Source organism: Spirosoma flavus (genome assembly GCF_054778555.1).
The window spans coordinates 109,004-127,277 of the sequence record NZ_BAAGZL010000010.1; the positions used below are offsets into that span (position 1 = coordinate 109,004).

13 protein-coding genes and 2 pseudogenes are annotated in these 18,274 nt (G+C 47.3%); 9 read left to right on the forward strand and 6 right to left on the reverse strand.

Features of this window, described 5'->3' with window-relative positions; translation table 11 throughout:
* Positions 1-2: 2 nt before the first annotated feature.
* The 3 genes from ACYVF1_RS31225 (at position 3) to ACYVF1_RS31235 (ending at position 4,492) form a co-directional block, all read left to right on the forward strand.
* Positions 3-1,877 (forward strand): sensor histidine kinase, encoded by a 1,875-nt coding sequence (locus ACYVF1_RS31225; protein WP_461086476.1) that lies wholly within the window; start codon positions 3-5, stop codon positions 1,875-1,877.
* A 62-nt stretch (positions 1,878-1,939) separates the two neighbouring features.
* The gene (locus ACYVF1_RS31230; protein WP_461086478.1) at positions 1,940-3,799 is read left to right on the forward strand and encodes a sensor histidine kinase; all 1,860 of its coding nucleotides are present in this window, start codon (positions 1,940-1,942) and stop codon (positions 3,797-3,799) included.
* Between the two features lie 54 nt (positions 3,800-3,853).
* The gene (locus ACYVF1_RS31235; protein WP_461086480.1) at positions 3,854-4,492 is read left to right on the forward strand and encodes a response regulator; all 639 of its coding nucleotides are present in this window, start codon (positions 3,854-3,856) and stop codon (positions 4,490-4,492) included.
* Between the two features lie 297 nt (positions 4,493-4,789).
* Here the strand turns inward: ACYVF1_RS31235 and ACYVF1_RS31240 are convergent, their stop codons facing one another.
* From ACYVF1_RS31240 to ACYVF1_RS31250, 3 genes and pseudogenes are all read right to left on the reverse strand, one after another.
* The gene (locus ACYVF1_RS31240; protein ID WP_461086482.1) at positions 4,790-5,767 is read right to left on the reverse strand and encodes a nucleoside hydrolase; all 978 of its coding nucleotides are present in this window, start codon (positions 5,765-5,767) and stop codon (positions 4,790-4,792) included.
* 59 nt (positions 5,768-5,826) lie between these two features.
* A complete protein-coding gene (locus ACYVF1_RS31245; protein ID WP_461086484.1) occupies positions 5,827-5,961 on the reverse strand; it encodes a hypothetical protein in 135 nt (44 codons plus the stop codon).
* Between the two features lie 29 nt (positions 5,962-5,990).
* Positions 5,991-6,134: pseudogene (locus ACYVF1_RS31250) on the reverse strand (apiosidase-like domain-containing protein); the annotation flags it as partial.
* 369 nt (positions 6,135-6,503) lie between these two features.
* On the opposite strand from ACYVF1_RS31250, the gene ACYVF1_RS31255 reads away from it, so the two are divergent.
* Genes ACYVF1_RS31255 through ACYVF1_RS31265 form a run of 3 tightly spaced genes read left to right on the forward strand, consistent with a single transcriptional unit; the run spans position 6,504 to position 12,576 of the window.
* Positions 6,504-9,761, forward strand: a complete 3,258-nt coding sequence (locus ACYVF1_RS31255; RefSeq protein WP_461086485.1) for a SusC/RagA family TonB-linked outer membrane protein — start codon at positions 6,504-6,506, stop codon at positions 9,759-9,761.
* A gap of 42 nt (positions 9,762-9,803) precedes the next feature.
* Positions 9,804-11,249: a SusD/RagB family nutrient-binding outer membrane lipoprotein gene (locus tag ACYVF1_RS31260; RefSeq protein WP_461086487.1), complete on the forward strand. Its 1,446-nt coding sequence runs from the start codon at positions 9,804-9,806 to the stop codon at positions 11,247-11,249.
* Positions 11,250-11,268: 19 nt separating this feature from the next.
* The gene (locus ACYVF1_RS31265) at positions 11,269-12,576 is read left to right on the forward strand and encodes an aminotransferase class V-fold PLP-dependent enzyme (protein WP_461086489.1); all 1,308 of its coding nucleotides are present in this window, start codon (positions 11,269-11,271) and stop codon (positions 12,574-12,576) included.
* Between the two features lie 357 nt (positions 12,577-12,933).
* Here the strand turns inward: ACYVF1_RS31265 and ACYVF1_RS31270 are convergent, their stop codons facing one another.
* On the reverse strand, positions 12,934-13,473 hold the full coding sequence (locus ACYVF1_RS31270; RefSeq protein ID WP_461086491.1) for a hypothetical protein: 540 nt from the start codon (positions 13,471-13,473) through the stop codon (positions 12,934-12,936).
* Between the two features lie 1,190 nt (positions 13,474-14,663).
* On the opposite strand from ACYVF1_RS31270, the gene ACYVF1_RS31275 reads away from it, so the two are divergent.
* Complete coding sequence (locus tag ACYVF1_RS31275) at positions 14,664-16,271, forward strand: hypothetical protein (protein WP_461086493.1); 1,608 nt, start codon at positions 14,664-14,666, stop codon at positions 16,269-16,271.
* Between the two features lie 17 nt (positions 16,272-16,288).
* Positions 16,289-16,935, forward strand: a pseudogene (locus tag ACYVF1_RS31280) (transposase).
* Here ACYVF1_RS31280 and ACYVF1_RS31285 read toward each other — a convergent pair.
* Positions 16,913-17,449, reverse strand: coding sequence for a DNA/RNA non-specific endonuclease (locus ACYVF1_RS31285; protein WP_461086561.1), 537 nt, complete (start codon positions 17,447-17,449; stop codon positions 16,913-16,915). The pseudogene ACYVF1_RS31280 and the gene ACYVF1_RS31285 overlap by 23 nt on opposite strands.
* Positions 17,406-17,750: a DNA/RNA non-specific endonuclease gene (locus ACYVF1_RS31290; protein ID WP_461086495.1), complete on the reverse strand. Its 345-nt coding sequence runs from the start codon at positions 17,748-17,750 to the stop codon at positions 17,406-17,408. Before ACYVF1_RS31290 ends, ACYVF1_RS31285 begins: the two co-directional genes overlap by 44 nt.
* A 228-nt stretch (positions 17,751-17,978) precedes the next feature.
* On the opposite strand from ACYVF1_RS31290, the gene ACYVF1_RS31295 reads away from it, so the two are divergent.
* Positions 17,979-18,221 (forward strand): hypothetical protein, encoded by a 243-nt coding sequence (locus tag ACYVF1_RS31295; protein WP_461086497.1) that lies wholly within the window; start codon positions 17,979-17,981, stop codon positions 18,219-18,221.
* Positions 18,222-18,274 lie beyond the last annotated feature (53 nt).

Consider the following 18,274-nt stretch of genomic DNA (forward strand, 5'->3'; position numbering starts at 1 on the left):
GCATGGCTCGTAATCTGATGGTGTTATTTGTGCTGGTTGTTCTCGCGATTTCGGGATTTGCCTGGTATCATAACAAATCCATTCAGCCTCTGAAAACGTTACCGTTACGTTTAGCGCATTGGGAAGATACAACCAACCAGGCCAGTATCCGACAGATTATTCGTTCCCGGAATTTCGAATCGGCGCGGGAGGGACGGCAGAATTTTGGCTATACTGAATCGATTCACTGGTTCCGATTTCAGCTAAAACCAGATAGTTTGCCCGATGAGTTGACCCTCGAAATACGAAATCACGTCATCAACTACGTCGAACTGTTTGTTATTCAGCAGGGTAAAATCGTATCGCTCACGAAAACTGGCGACTGGCTACCGTTTTCTATTCGCCCGATACCCACCAAAACATTTGCTTTTCCTATTGACGCACGCGCTAATCCGACGGCAGATTATTACCTGCGTCTTGACAATCGATACGAAAATCTGGCTACTGAAATCCTACTCTGGCGAACCAGTGATTTCGAAGATAAAGAGCAGCGGGAATATTTTCTGTGGGGTATTTTTTCGGGCGTAGTAGTACTGGTCGTGCTATTGAATCTGATTTTCTGGAATGTAACCTCCGACAAAGTCTATCTCTGGTACGCGCTCTACGTAGCGGGTTTGTCCCTGCGTCAGTTTGCCGATTCGGGGCTGGGTTTTCAGTATTTATGGCCCGGAATTCCGGCCATCAATGCACCCAATCCGGTCATTGAAGCCATCTGGCTATACATTCCAGCAGTTATTCAGTTTCAGCACTATTTCCTGAATTTACGCCGGATGAACCGCCCACTTTTCAGAATTGGGCAAGTATTGAAATACCTTCTCTGGACTGGATGGCTCGTGCTGATTTTCATGCAGATAGGCGATTTCCCCCGGCGATACCCGCAAATGGATGTAATCATTACGTCGATTCACGCAGTGGTAGCCAATTGTATCATGTTCGTATTTGTGTGGGTAAGTGTAGTGGCGATCCGTTCGAAAGATGATTTAAAGCGAGCTTACGGGGCTGCGTTTGCGTTTCAGACATTGGCCCAGAGTTTCAATGTTATCCAGAACACTATGCGATTTCAGACCGGCAGCACCTACCTGATCGACCCGTATCTAATCCTGACAGTCGTTTTCTTTATAGATCTGGTTGTGTTTGCTTATCTGCTGGCCTATCGTTTCCGGCAGTCGCTGAGTCAGAATCAGCAACTACGTATCGATCTGACGCAGTCGCAGCAGGAAACGAACCAGCAAATCATCGACGTACTAGATGCTGAGCGTCAGCACATTCACCAATTGCTACGTTCAGATGTTGGTCTGCGCCTTCAGCAGGCACGTCAGCTACTTGCCAACGTAGTGCCTTCACCTCTGTTGACTGATTCAGTACGTCTGGTTGAACAGGTTGATAACGAACTCGAACAGATTGTACAGAATAAATTACCCGTGTCGGTTGTCGAAAAAGGGCTGATAACTTCCTTTGATGAACTCACAGAACAGCTAAATCAGACGCAGCCAGTTCGGTTTATATTCCAGCAGAAAGGCCCAGTTCCGAAACTCACTGTTGAGCAGGAAGTGCAATTGTATCGAATTGGTAATGAGTTAATTAATAATATTATTAAACACGCCGATGCAACCACGACACAAGTCGAACTAGCAACTAATTCCGATGATGTATTGCTGATAGTACGTGACGATGGCAAAGGCTTCGATACATCGGCCGTAGGCAAAACAGCAAGCGGTATTGGTGTACGAAATTTGTATGACCGCGTTCATAAACTACAGGGTGACATTCACATGGAATCGGGACGTAACGGCACCACGATAACCGTATCGATCCCTCAAAAAATACAAACTAGTTAGTATGTTTTCGAGGGTTGGCAATACCTTACTTTTGCTTGATTCAAGACTAATCTGTACCACCGTTGAAGAACATTGCTATCATATCGATCCTACTTTTTCTGGCTACTGGCGCGTCTCACGCCCAGAAAACCTATTGGGTCGATTTGGGACAATATCACCGACTGGATGGATACATCTCACATTATGAGGATACTACAGCGCAGCAAGGTATTCGTCAGATTGTGGGGTTGCAGAAACAGCGGTCCTTTGTACCGCTTCCGACGAGTTCGATGAACGTAGGCTATACACCGTCGCACCACTGGCTACACATTCGATTGCATACCCGGAAACCACAAACCGTTTTTCTAGAAATTGACAATTCGCGTATTAACGACCTCCGATACTATCAATTTATTGGTGATTCGCTAGTTCGTGAGGTGATTACGGGTGATTGGAAGCCGTTTGCTTCCCGAAAATTCCCCAATAAAAACTGGGTGTTCCCGGTGACACTAACGGGTCAGGAACCAACCGATTTATACATCATGGTGGCTAAACGGTACGAGGTATTGGGCATTCGCATTGGTTTATGGGAAGCCGATACCTTTGAGCAGCACGACCGGGAAAGTTATCTTTTCTGGGGAATATTGACGGGTGTGAGCCTACTCATTCTACTCATCAATCTGGTAGCATTTGCCGCTACTCAAGAGGCTATTTACTTCTGGTTTTCAAGTCTGATCATCGCCATCGCTCTGCATATTGCCGGGCAATCCGGGCTAGGGTTCCAGTATCTCTGGCCAAATTCACCCACCTTTAATCGCTTCGATATAGCTCTGTTGTCCGGCTGGCTGATTATGTTGGCTCAGTTGCAGTTTATGCAGCTATTTATTGGTCAGAAGAAGGGCAAAAGTCAGGCGTATTGGGCAGTGCAAACGTTCAAATATATAGGACTGAGCTTACTGATCATCAATGTAATACTGCGGTCGCTAGATGTGTTTCCGCAAAGCCATTTCCGATGGACGTTCAACACGACACTAATATTCATGGTGATTTGCATTGTGCTGGCGTTCTGGTCGGTTTTTGAGCGGATTCGTCGGCGTGAGAGCGTGGTGATTTTTTACACCGCTACGGTCACGATTCAGCTAATTGGCTATCTATTTGTTTTCTTCGTTAATCTGTTGTTTACGCGCGGTGAAGAATCGCTATATCAATTCGACAGCTACGTCGTTGTTGTACTGGTTTTCCTGTTCGATCTGCTGGTTTTCACTTCTGGAATTTTGTATTTCTGGTTTAAAAAATACCGTCAGCAGAACGAAGCGTTGTTGATCGCCCTGCATCGAAGTGAGCAGGAGCAATCACAGAAAATTATCGACGCGCTTGAAATAGAGCGTAACCGAATTGCCGAAGATCTATACGACGATGTGGGCGCGATGTTGTCGACGGCCATTGGCTACGTATCGAGTGTCGGGCGGAAACCGGATATCAAAGAGCGATTTCCGGTACTGGCCGAAGCGCGCAAACTCCTTGATCGCGCCGTTGAAAATCTGCGTACCGTATCGCATAACCTGATGCCGAAGAATTTCGCACAGCTTGGTCTGGCAAAATCGCTGGGCGAATCGCTGGACAAAATTGCGGATACTACCCCCGTTCAGTTTGAATACGTAGTGGTTGGCGAAGAACGAAGGCTTGATGCAGCTGTAGAAGTGCAGGTATTTCGCATCGCGTCAGAGATTATTAATGATATTTTGAAAAATTCGGATGCAACCGAGGCTACGGTTCAACTAGTGTTCAATCACGAACAGTTAAGTATTTTAGTTGAGGACGACGGACCACGAACTCCAGCCTATAATAATCTGACATCCAAAGTAGATTTTATTAATGGAAAACTGACCATCGATGAAACGCAACGTGGCGTAACAACCATCGTTGAAATTCCGTACCAGTAAATTTTAAAATTCGACGTACGAAAAATCACTCTTTCGCACATTCGCTCTTTGTAAATGGAAACGCCAATCAAAATTCTAATTGCCGACGACCATCAACTCTTCAACGATGGCATGAAAATGATGCTTTCATCCGAAGATAATCTTCAGATTGTCGGGCAGGTTTTTAGCGGAAAGGACGTATTGGACGCTGTCAACCGGCTGATGCCCAACGTAATTTTGCTCGATATTAACATGCCGCATATCAATGGTTTAGACGTAGCGTCGCAACTACTGAAAGTGGCCCCGAACGTCCGCATTATTGTGCTTACCATGTACAACGATCGCAAGTTTGTAGACGACTGTAAAAAAATGGGCGTACATGGCTATATCCTGAAAAACTCGGGTGTCGATGAGGTCATCAACGCGATCGAGACAGTAACTGCCAATAAAAAATATTACGATCCCAAGCTTACTCAGGCACATAAAGCAAATCTGCACGCCGATGATTTTTTCATGAAGCAGTTTCAGCTGACCAAGCGTGAAATTGAAATCATTGGTCTGATTGGACAGAGTTTCACGAACGAAGAAATTGCCGATAAGCTGTTTTTAAGCGTAGCCACAGTAAAAACCCACCGCAATAATATCAACCTCAAATTAGGCATAAACAAACCCGCCGATCTAGTGAAGTTTGCTCTTGAACATGGGCTGGCGTAGGTCTTGTTCTAGGATACATCGGACGTTTTCGTGGACGATTTGTAGTAACAAACGAGGTTATCATGAATAACTGATTGTGAATGAATTAGATTATAAATGCATTCAATTAATAGTACTTTGGTTATACGGTAGCGGACTTTGGAATCATGCAACTAGAAAGAACCACGGCGGCCGACCTTAAAAGAAGTTATTTAGTCTAGCTTGCCCAGGAAGCAGTTGTTCAAAAAGGGCATTTTATGAGAATAAACTTGCTTTCATTAATAATTCGTTACCTCTAATGACGGAATAGTCAGGCACTTAATTACCAAGCATTAACGCTTCAATACGTCTGCGAATAACCTCCGGCGTGTTTTTTACCACCAGATATCCTTGCAATTGACTAGCGGGCGATGTCCATGTATTACTTCCATCAGCACCAACCACGCAATGCCCATCTTTTACGAGAGAGAAATAAGATGAAACGCCTTCAATCGCTTCCAGCATCGCTACCTGATCCCAACTGGCTCGACCTTTGAAATTATTGTATAGTTCATAGCCTCGATAGATAGGGCTATTTGGCTTGCATTGAGCTTTGAAATCAGCTCCGCCTGTTATAAGCTGATTGCCGACTTCCCAACCGGCGAACGTAACGGGCAGCGTCCATTTCGCCAGGCAATTGACCGTCGATGCGGGGTCGGGCCGGTAAAAGTTGGCTTCCTTGCCGCTTGGAAACTGGCCTCCCATGCACGACCAGCGTTTTACTTTTTTGGCTACCAGTGCCTGTCCATTTAAAGGACTGATGCCGTCGGGCTGTGAGTTGAGTAAGTTACTGAGACTGGTGAGGTGCCCAATCGTAATGATCACTACGCTGCCGTCAGGCTCCTTTGCCAACAGGCGTCGATACAACAACGTACCATTTTCGGCGTCTTTGCTGGTGGTAAGTTTGTGCGCAAATTCCTGAGAAACTGCCTGTGTGTATTTTGAAAAAGTTTTCAACGAATCTTTCTGGCTCACACCAATCGGCAAATCGCCACGCCCAAAATACGTATTGATCGCATCGGTACACGTAGCGCTATGCTGTTCATCACTGGTGACGATAACGCCCAGTATCCGAGCTTTACCGGCTTTTTCATACGTATGTAACATAGCCAGCGCACCAACATCATCTACATCCGAATCCATATCGGTATCTAGAATTACGGCGGTTGGAGCAGATTGAACAGGCGTCTGCTGGCCCAAACAAGCCGTTGACAAAGTTCCGAAGAAGGCAAAAACGACCACTAATAATTGGTGCATACGAAACAATTTATGATGACAACCAGGTCGTAAAGGCCTCAGCGCGTTAATACTAATACTCAGTTGGCGTTTTCGCCTGAGGTAGGTGGCGAAATGGTTAATTCTTTTACCTTCTCGGGTGAACTGCTACGTCCGGTGCGCGGATCGACCCCGCGATACGTCCATTTGCCCGCTGGCAACGGTTTAAGTAGCATGGCTCAGCATCGAGCGTCGGTTTGGTTGGCATTCTGACATAATCTTCACTGATACGTTGGTAACTCGCATTATCGACCGCGTAACCTGATTGAATCATGTTGAAGTCTAGCCAGGATTCATTATGAAAAAACTCCCCTGACGACGTAGCACCACCCGGTGGATGGTACGTTATCTAAATGCCGGAAGCGTTTCCATTGGCATACGTTTCCGGCAACCCTTTGGCCAAGCGTGGTAAATCGGTAGTTGTTTTAGTATCTGATCGCCACCCAGTGCGTCTCCCCAAAGGTATCGGCTCTCGTAAATGGAGAGAAGCTTGTTGGATGTCCTGATTTGAATCGGAAATTTATCTGGACGATCTATAATTTTATAATTGAGGGTTTTAGCGACGGTATGTAAGCTTACGAGCCCAAAAATAGGTCATATCTTGACACGGAAATGTTTAAACTCGATTGCTTTCCTTAATAACAGGCGAAGCCATATACATTATGTGTTTTTTTATGTAAAATTACCAATCAAACCTTTAATCATATAATCCTAAACCATGCTGAAAAATCTACTTCGTTGTTTTCTGATAAGTATCGGATTATCAATAGGGATAATCGACGTTCAGGCTCAGAATCTGGACGTATCCGGAAAAGTAGTTGATGAAATGGATGTTGCCGTACCTGGAGCCAATATTTTGGTAAAAGGAAAAAATATTGGCACTAATTCTGCAGCGGATGGCAGCTTCACCATTGCCATTCCGTCTGGCAATCGAACCTTGATTGTGTCATCAATCGGATTCAAAACGCAGGAAGTTGACGTATCGCCCGCCATGACCAAGTTGACCATCAAGCTGTTACCGGATGTCAAAAGTTTGGGTGAAGTGGTCGTTACCGCGTTAGGTGTACAACGTAACACCCGTAATGTAGGTTACGCTGTACAGCAACTTGACGGTAAAGCGATTCAGGAAGCCCGAGAAGTCAATTTCATTAATTCGCTGCAGGGTAAACTGGCGGGGGTGCAGATTGGCGGCAATAGCGGGTCTATGGGAGGTTCTGCGCGGGTCACGATCCGCGGCTTAAAGTCCATTTCCGGCAATAACAACGCCCTGTTCATCGTAGACGGCGTGCCGATGGCCAATATGAACCTTAACTCCTACGGTACTACAGGTGGACAGGGTACGGGTGGCGGTGGCTATGACTACGGTAATCCGGCCCAATTAATCAATCCGAATGATGTTGAAAACATTTCGGTGCTGAAAGGTGCCGCAGCGACAGCCCTATACGGTAGCCGTGGACAGAATGGCGTTATTTATATCACGACCAAATCGGGAAAAGGATCCGGAAAAGTTTCGGTGAATTACGATCTCAACATGCAGATCGATCAGGTTTCGTACTTACCTAAGTTCCAGAATTTGTACGGTGGGGGCGGTAGTTCTACGTTTACCAAATTATACGTCAACCAGAATCCAACCGGTTTTTTACCCGGTGGAGGCACGTTCGACGACAACGATGGAAAAGGAAAATATGACCTGATTCCTGATTACGGCACTGATGAATCATGGGGACCAAAACTAGATGGATCGCTGGTGCGGCATTACTGGTCGTGGGACCAAGACCGGAACAATCCTAATTTCGGGAAAACCGCTTCCTGGAGCGCCCACCCCGACAACGCGAAGGATTTCTTTAAAACCGGTTTTACCTTTTCCAATAATCTGTCGGTCGCCAGTAGTACCGATCAGGGCTCTATCCGGTTTTCACTGGGTCAGACGAACCAGCGCTTCATTTATCCCGGCAGCCAGCTCGGCCGATTCTTCATGAGTCTGAACACGACGTATAAATTTACCGATAAATTCACGTTCAGCGGGGGCATTAATTACGTTCACGACGATTCCAAAGGCCGGCCCGGTACGGGCTTCTTCGGTAATAACCCAATGCTTTTTTACGTCATGTTCGGGCAGCGGCAGATTGACGATGCGTATCTGAGAGAATATAAATACGCGGACGGCACCGAGCAATCTTGGAACCGAACCGCCTGGAATATCCAGAAACCAGCGTTCACGCAGAATCCGTACTGGAACCAGTATGAAAGTTTCAATACCGATCAAAATAACCGTTATTTCGGCAATGCCGGTTTGACGTACAAAATCACCGACTGGCTTTCGACCGACGTGCGCGTCTTTTCAGATTACTTGAATCACCTGGATGAGGTCAGAAGTGCGAAAGGATTTTTCGTTGGTTCGTACGCCAAGCGGGTACTTGTCAATAGCGAAACCAATTACCAGGCTACGCTGAACATCAACAAAAACCTAATGGACTCCAAAATTAGTCTGGAAGGCGTGTTGGGGGGTAACATCCTGAGTATACAATCGACGGTAGATGCTGGAACGACGAATGGCGGGCTTCAGAATCCGCTGGTGTATGTACTGCAAAATTCAGTAACACCGGCAACCGTGTCGAACGATTATGGCAATCGGCAGACGAATTCCCTTTTTGCATCTGCTACGTTAGGCTATAAGCGGTTTTTGTACCTGACGGCCACTGGACGTAATGACTGGGCCTCAACGCTTCAACAGACCGGCAACTTCTCCTATTTCTATCCTTCGATTGCTGGTTCGTTTATTTTTACCGACGTACTGCCCAAGAGTAGTTGGCTCACCCTGGGTAAAGCGCGGTTGTCGTTCGCGCAGGTCGGTAATGACGCCGTCCCGTACAACGTTTCTCGGTACTATGACTACGTAGCGCCGTTTAGTTCGTATCCATTGCAAAGCACATCGGATAAGCTGTTCAACAGCAAATTGAAACCCGAGCTTTCGTCCGAAGTAGAGGGTGGTTTTGACTTCAAATTTTTCAATGAACTGCTTGGGTTAAATTTCACGTATTACGACCGCCGGACCAAAAATCAGATTTGGGATGTTCAGGTACCCGCTGAAAGCGGTTTCTCCACGAAGATTGTCAACGGCGGAACCGTCCAGAACAAGGGCATTGAGGTATCGCTCTCGGTTGCGCCCATTACCACGCGAAATTTCAGTTGGCGTGCAGCCTTGAATTTTTCAAAAAACAAAAATACGGTACTTGATCTGAACACGGACAACATCCAGGGCATCGAGCGATTTATTATCGGTACGGAACGTCGCACGAATAAAGTGTCTATGGTCGCTCAGAAAGGAATGTCTTTAGGCACCATGCTGGGTACCGACTTTGTTTACGACGCCAGAGGAAACAAAACGGTTGGTGCTAACGGTACCTACAACGTAACGCCTGCTCCAGTGGTCATTGGGGATGCCAACCCAGATTTCATCGGTGGCTTTTCCAATACGTTTAGCTACCGGGCACTTTATCTGTCTGCCCTGATTGACTTCCAGAAAGGCGGTGATTTCTTTTCGTATACCAATCTATACGGCAACAAATCCGGCATGTTGTTCGAAACCGCCGAAAACGGTATCCGCGAAAACGGCCTGATCAATCCCGGCGTAAAAGCGGATGGCTCACCGAATGACGTAGTGGTCACGGCCCGTACGCATTTCAATGCTGATGGCGGTAACCGCATCAGTAGCGCCAACTTATACGATGGCAGCTTCATCTATCTGCGCGAAGTTCGTCTGGGCTGGAATATACCGGAAACCTGGACGCAAAAAATCAAAATGCAGTCGTTACGTCTCACCCTGACGGGCCGCAACCTCTGGTTGATCAAAAGCAACGCCCCGAATGTGGACCCGGCCAACATTACCAATTCAATCAGCAACCAGATTGGTTTTGAAGGGGGCGCTTTACCGCCGGTACGGAGTTATGGCGTCAATCTAAACGTGACTTTCTAATAAGTGGCCGTTCAGGCACGTAACATCATATCCTTAACCACAATGAAACGTATCACTATTTTTTTGCTGGCCTTCCTGTTCGTGGCTTTTACGGGCTGCAAGGATTTTGAATCCCTAAATACAAACCCCGCCCGGTCGAGCGAAACCCAGCCGGAGTTTTTGCTGGCCAACGCTCAGAAACGGGCGGCCGATCTGATGTACGATTCGTACTTTAATGGACGTATCGGCATGGAACTGTCACAATACTGGATGGGCACCGACAAAACTTCCGACGGTCGGTACTTATTCACCAACGATGGTTTGTGGGCTGGCCTGTATGCCGGACCGTTGATGGATCTTCAGGAGATTCAAAATTATTACAACCGCCATCCGGGAGAAGTGAATCCGCATGTGCTGGCGGTGGCTGAAATAATGAAAGCCTGGATGTTTCACGTTTTGACCGATGCTTATATCGATATTCCGTATTCGCAGGCGCTCAAAGGAGACGACATTCCACAGCCAGCTTTTGACAAAGGCAAAGATGTATACGCCGGTCTGCTGGCTTCGCTGAAGAAACAGGTTGATATGCTGCAGAACACCACTGCGGGCCAGATCAGGGGGGATATTATTGCCAATGGTGATGCCAAACAGTGGGTACGTATTGGCAATGCACTACGTATTCGCATTGCGTTGAGAACTGCCGACGTTCAGCCGGCAGAAGCCAAATCCGTCATTGAGGAAGCCGCGAAGAATACGTTGACCAGTGTTAGTCAGGACGCCTTTTTTCCGTATAACCTGACGGCGACAACCAGTCGCTTTCCGTACAACGACGTAGAAAGACCATTGGTTGAATTTGCCGTGACTGCTACGTTGGTTGATTACATGAAGGCAACCAACGACCCCCGCTTACCCATATACGCCCGCCCCGACGAAACGAATGGTAAATACGTTGGTAAAGTCTACGGTACGGAAGCCAATTCGCCAACAATGATTGGGTTATCCAAACCGGGGGTGGTTGCTTACAGCGGTTCGGCCAAAGGTTACCTGATTACGTACGCAGAAGTTGCGTTTGCCAAAGCTGAAGCCGCTGCCCGTGGTATGAATGTGGGCACTGAAACGCCAGAAGATTTATACAAAGCTGCCGTAACTGCCTCGATGAACCAGTGGGGAATCACAGATTCAAAAGCGGTTGCGGCTTATCTGGACAACGTACCGTATAAAGCGGGTAATTTTAAAAACGTGATTGGTACCCAGAAATGGCTGGCGCTCTACATGCAGGGTCTGCAAGCCTGGATGGAACGGTTGCGGCTAGACATAAAAAAACCGAATGGCGATATCCTGTTCATCGATCCAGCCTCGGGAAGTCTGGACCCGGATGTAAAAGACGTTCCTAAACGATTGAAATATCCGAGCGGAAGCCGAACCAGTAACGCAGCGAACAGCACCACAGCTGCCAATAATATTGGTGGCGATACGCAGGCTGTTAAGAACTGGTGGGATATTCAATAAACTGACCAAACGTATAGGTATGGCGCATAACCGTCGAAATTTCGTTAAAAAATTAGCCGTCGCTGGGGGTACATTTTCGGTAAATAACCTTCTGGAAACGACGTACGCTGCCAATCTGACGGCTGCTAACCGACGTGTACAACACCTTAGCCCACTGGAAGTTGCTGCTGACGAAGACTATTGGCGCACCATTCAGCAGGGCTATACAGCATCATCTTCCAGCATCATTATTCTCAACAATGGGGGCGTTTCGCCGTCACCACTCGTTGTGCAGCAGGCCGTGGAGCGCTATAACCAGATGATCAATCAAGGACCCTCCTACTACATGTGGCGGCTGCTGGATCAGGGACGCGAACCAGTACGCGAAAAGTTGGCTTTACTCGCTGGTACGTTGCCCGACGAGATTGCCATTAACCGCAACGCTACTGAGGCTCTGAACACGGTCATTTACGGACTTGATCTGGCGAAGGGTGACGAAGTGATCGGAACGCTGCAGGATTACCCGAACGTGATCCAGGCTTGGCGACAACGGGCCCAACGGGAAGGCATCGTCTATAAGCAACTGAATTTCAAATTCCCGATTGAAGACGACGAGCAGATCGTTCGCGAGTACGAAAAAGCCATTACGCCCAAAACAAAACTCCTTCACGTAACGCATGTCATCAACTGGGTCGGCCAAATCATGCCCGTGCAGAAAATTTGCCAGATGGCCCGTAGACACGGCGTTGAAGTGCTAGTCGATGGCGCGCATTCGTTTGGCTTACTGGACTTTAAAATTCCCGAACTAGGCTGCGATTATTTCGGTACCAGTCTGCACAAGTTTTTATCCGCTCCGGTGGGTACTGGTATGCTATGGATTAAAAAGGAAAAGATTACCAACATTTGGCCACTGCTCTGTAACAGCCAGCCGAAAAGCAGCGACATCCGAAAATTTGAAACACTGGGTACCCGAAGTTTTGCTATTGAGCAAGGTATTAATGAAGCTATCAATTTTCACAACGCCATCGGTAGCAAACGTAAAGAAGAGCGCGTGCGGTATCTGAAAAATTACTGGGCTGAAAAAGCCCTGAAGTTGCCCGGCGTTCGTTTGTTGACTTCACTGAAACCTCAGTTTTCCTGCGGCATTTGCGGGGTAAGTATCGAAGGGATGACGCCGGGCGAAGTGGAGGGAAAGCTAATGGCTAAATATAAGATCAATACGTCGCCCACGGTTTGGGAGAATATTAGTTGCGTTCGGGTAACGCCCCATGTATATACGACGCTAGCCGATCTGGATAAGCTGGTCAACTCCTTAAGCGAAATCATCGCAGAAAAAAAGAAGGCCTAAGCTATTCTGTTGAAAGCCAGATTAACGAATACATCCCTAAAACGCACTATCTTGTCCTAATTTGAAGCTGAGGTTTCTATAGACGAGTTCTGTTAACGGCAGTGCCAGTATAACTTGCTCATTAGTAATAGACTAGACTAATGAGTAAGTTATGCTGGCACCCTTTTGTTTGGCGAAAATCTCGATGATGTGTGCAGTTTTACCAAAAAACGGATAATTCACAGTCGGACGTTGCTCTCGATTGTATCAGCAGTCTAATAAGCCGTTCCAAGAATAGAGCGATTTTACGAGACAATGTTACCTCAATTTCTCCAGCAAGTTGACGTAAACAAGACTGTCAAGCTTGTCTTTCCCAGGTTAGCGTTTATCATAATAATCACGCGGGCGACAACTGGCAAAGGCGGCCAGATAACGACCTGACGAATGCTCGCCAGCCATATAAACTCCATTCACAAACAGACGAACTGATGCCGTTGGATTAGCCCCGTTTGGTTGAGCAGTAAGGTCGATCAATAAATTTCCGGGTGCCTCAATGACTTTCGACCAGCCACCATGAACCCCTTTTTCTTCGTCAACACCTCCCGAAGAATTCGTGAATCTGACACTACAATCCTGGCAATCCACCTCATAGCGTACTTCGTATCGCTGCTTATCCAAGTCATCCGCGCCCAGGTCATATCGATACCTTGTAAAGTACAGTAGTAAACCCATACCAATCGCTAGCCCACTAAACAGTTTGGTTCGGTCGCTGGCCAATCCAATGATCGCACAAGCCGCTACGAGGATCAATAGCCTGAAAAGAAATTCGATTGGTACTGCCCAGCCGATCAATGCAAATGCACTGGCGAGCAAGCCAAATGCGTTTGAACGTTTCGAGTTTTGGACGGATTGTTTCATGACAAATTTAGGTCGAATGAATACAATAAGTATGTTTTAAGTTGCCAATCAATAGGCCTCGTCAGCTTCTTAGTTATTGTGAACGTATCGCCTAGTCAAACCCATTGCTGCTTCCACAGAAAAAGGGTTGCCATTCTGCTATGTAAACCTTTTCATTGGTGTTTAGTAGGTAGAACATGAGTAGCTTATCTAGTATCTTCGTCAAGAAAGCCTAATCAAGCTGTCTCCAAGAGGTATGAACTACGTTTTGTATTGGTTAGTTGTGGTCTTAAAGCTAGTCGGGTATGTAGCCATCCCGGTCGCCCTACTATTTGGTATTCGAGCGATCGTTAAGAAATCGCGCAGGAGTCGCTAAAACCAGTTGAGTTCAATGCTAAATGGAGTGTATTAAAGAGACAGATAGGTTCTATTTATTCTTTAGAATAATGCCCAATATTCATTAGCTTTTCCCAACTTATACCATTTAGGCGTTCTGATTTCTGGACTAATTCTTTAATCCCGGTTGAATCTACCCACGCTTTGAGTTTTTCATACACCTTGTTAAAGTCATTAAAATCCTTTCAACAGGATTTAATTATATAGCTCCGATTGCTGGAAAAGAACCGCCTAAAAAGTCGCCATATTTAATAATGTAAAACTTTGAATGCTCTTGTTTAAATATATTCTCATTTACATTCAAACTCATAAATTCAAGGCATTTAATAACTTAGGCATATCCCATTCAAGTTCCCCATAAAAATGCGGTTCAATTACTGAAAAGGCTAATGGCATAGTAGCAAACTATTTATTTGTTTCTTTAATCGCCCTTTTTCGCGAGACAGAATCCAGCACTATAAAATTACACTAGTTCAGTCTATTTAAGATTCTCGAATTTCCATCCGCTCCGGCGACCGTTTGCGGCCCGATCAAAGAGGTATCAAATACGAAGATGAGGATGAGTTTGTGATTCATGATAGATCAGCGAAGTTGGCCATAAGATGAATGGGAAAAATGGTTACTGCATACCGTTTTCGCGTGTCACTGATTATTTGTTGAACTAACTGATTCAGTAACTGCTCAAGCTCCTTACAGGTGGTTGTAGCCTTTGCGCCGTTGCTAGTTTTACCATTAACTCATTCATGAATAGTGTGTAAGATGTGGTTAACTACATTTGTTGACAGTTTTCAACTCTTCTTCTCAGTCTTTTCGCTATGAAACTTAATCTTCTCCTGCTGGCAACGATGGTATCTACTTCGCTGTGGGCGCAACAAACCCAAAGCATCTATTACACAGGCTCTACCAATGCTGACGGCAAATCCAACATAACGCTGGGCCCTTACGCAGGTACGAGTGGCGGCTCGAAGACGGTAACCCTGGGCGCTTTTGCCGGTCAACTCAATACCGCTGAAGGAAATGTATTTGTGGGCTATACCGCAGGCGCGCGAACCACTGAGGGTAAGTATAATAGCTTCATGGGCTTTAATGCAGGCAGTAACAATTCAACTGGAGAGGCAAACACTTTTTTGGGTTCTTTTGCTGGCTCCCAAAATACAACTGGTAGCAACAACACCTTCATCGGCTATCAAACAGGTATTTTCGGCTATACCGGCCGAGAGAACACATTCCTGGGTGCGTATAGCGGTAGCGGCACCTCAACGGGCAGCAGTAATACCTTTTTGGGGTCTCGTGCGGGTGTGTTCAATCAGGCAGGAGGCAATAATGTGTTTGTGGGTTATCAGGCGGGTTACAGTAACACCTCGGCCAGCAACAATGTGTTTATTGGTTATAATGCTGGCTACACCAACACGACCGGCCTGGGTAACCTGTTTATGGGCTCCTACGCGGGGCAGAACAGCAACGGTTCCTACAACCTCTTCATTGGTAACGGATCAGGCCAGAATAACACCTCCGGACTAGGCAACACCTTTATTGGCGACGGAGCCGGGCTAGGCAACGCTACCGGCCAGAACAATACCTATATTGGCCGGGCGGCAAACTTCGCGGGCAACGGGTCAGGCAATCAGAACACGTTTATTGGCTTCCAGGCTCGTACCCCCAGTGGCAGTATCAACAACTCGACGGCCATCGGGGTGAACGCCGTGGTATCGCAGGATAACTCAGTGATTCTAGGCGCACCCGATGCCAGAGTCGGTATTGGCAATTCAGCCCCTCAGAATAAACTGGAGATTACCCAAGGGCTTGCCAATCAGTCAGGTTTGAGACTAACCAATTTAACCAGTAATTCCCCAGCCTCGGTGACGAATCAGTATAAGTTTCTCACGGTTAATTCGGCGGGCGATGTGATCTTAGGCAGTGTAAACGGTTCGGCTCGCGAGGGTGTGTCGGAATCGCTGTGGCAGCGCAAAGGCTCGTTTCTGCAAAGCACCCAGAACGATGCGGTCATTATTGGTAGTAACGTAGCGCGTACGCCATCGGGTTACAAGTTATTTGTCGAAGAGGGCATTCTGACCGAGAAAGTGAAGGTAGCCGTAAAGAATACCAATGATTGGAGCGACTATGTATTCAAGCCTAATTATTTGCTCAGATCACTTTCGGAAGTCGAACACTACATCCAACAACATAGTCATTTACCGGGTATGCTATCTGCCAAAGAAGTGGTTGAAAAGGGTGTTGACGTAGCAGAAATGGATGCCAAACTGCTGGAGAAAATAGAGGAGTTGACGCTTTACACTATTCAACTGGAGAAGAAAGATCAACTTAAAGAGCAGAAAATTCAGCAGCTAGAAACGGAAATGACTGAGTTAAAGGCTTTGGTTAAACGGGGAGAGCGTTCAGTAAAGTGTGTCAAGTTGGAATGAACGAACTTGGCAACTAAATGGAACATACAAAAGGGGGCGAAAACTTCCATTACACGGCCTTTCCTCAGCAGGCCATTCAGCGCATGTTGGCCGGTGATAAAGAACTTACTGGCAAAGACGGTGTGTTAGCTCCGCTGCTAAAAAGATTTGCCGGATGCCGCCCTGGCCGGAAAAAGGCAAGCCCATGTCGAGCAGAGTCGGCCCAACCGACCCAACGGCAGTAAGGCCAGCCAAGTTAAAACAACCCACGGCCCCGTTAGCGTGGAGATGCCTCGTGACCGGGACGGCTCCTGCGAGCCAAAGTTGATTGGTAAACGACAAACTACGCTGGGTGGGAGTAAACAGCCTTTAGTGGTTGAGGGCTGGCAACGAAATTGGTTAGGCTTGCCCCGCTTTTTCAAGTATCCTGCCCCTATTCGCAACGTAGTTTAGACAACCGCCCCGGCGGCCGGGCAATACAGTGGAAGGCTTTCATCGCCCGATCCGGTGTGTAACTAAATCGAAGGGGGCTTTCCCCTGGGGGGCTGCGCTAGTGAACAGTCTTTACCTGACTACTCTAGGGATTATCGAAACGTGGAGGATGCCCTTAGCCAATTGGTCACGGACCGTACACCAGTTAGCTATTTTGTTGGGCGAACGGGTCAAACCATACTTGAAGGTCTAAAGAAATGACACACTTCATTGAACATTCCCGTCTGCTGGACAGATACCGGCAAATTGGATAGTAAATCAAGGCCTGTCTCCGCTTCAATTGCATCGATACTCGTTCGAAACGTGTTCCATTTGGTGTCCCCTGCTCCGTTGGTATTGGGCATCCGTACAGCAATAACCCGCGTCTGATTATTAATACGGCTCAAGTCGTTCGAACCAATGGTCAGTACCACAATCACTTTCCAAAGCGCTGCCAGCACGGTCAGCTTTCCACCCGCCAGCGACGTAGCAGTGCTGTTGTCGCCTGTGCCACCTTTCCCCGATGGTCCCGCGATGATGTAGAGTTCATTGCCCTGCGACACCAGACTCCAGCAGTACTCTTCCAGCAGTCGCCACGATTGCCGATTCAGCGTTGGTGCCTGTGGGACGATATTGGAAAAGATAAATGTAGACCGATTTTCGTCGGCTGTGCTGTCGCGGTCATTACTCGGGCAGAGCCGGGCCGCCGTGGCGGTGACCCCGATCAAAGCCGGTATTCGTATAATCGGCATGACGCGCTACGTACCAGCTCGACGGCAAACCGGTTTCGGGAATAAAGGTACCCCCGTATCGAGGAGCCGATCCTTTCCAGGCCGAACTTAGATGCCAGCTGCACCAGTTGGCAATACCCGTTGATTGATTATAGGAAAGACTGTACGTAGCACGGCTGATCAGATACGCGTTGGGGCTGGACTCACTGCTACGTGCGCCATCGGGATTGCCTAGCGCCAGATTATCGTCGCGGGTAGACGTAGTATTGTTGGGGGGAGATCCGGCGTCTGCTTGCACTGAAGCAACGTAGCCAGCAGCAGCCCATACACCAGCAGCCGAAGGAAATTCGATTTCATGCGTATCGTTAAGAAGTGGAAAGGCTGTAAGCCTGTAGCAAAGGTAAAGGGGAGCTATATCACTTTGCCATTAAACAGCGCTTTATCGAAGCAGTGGTCCTGATAGGAGGGAAGCAGGTGCTCGTTACGTCAACGGAAATGCGTACATTAGACTCTCGTTTTTTACCAAATGACTCTCTACCAATTTAATCTGTTACAAAGCGCCCGGCAGGTGGATTGGGTCTGGGAGGAGGGCACCTGTTTAGTGCGCCGGGATTTGGGCCGTTCGTACCTGATGCTCTTCGCCGTGAATTCTTTTTTTGTGGAGATTCGCTTTGATCAGGATCTAAGGGAGGTTACCGCCTGTCGCTCATTTGGGAGTCTGGTTCCACTGGGTCCCTACCTGGAAACCATTCAGATCAACTCTATTTAGTCAGCTCAGGCCTGCAAATGCAGTTCAGAATTTCTGAAATCAGCTGTTCACTG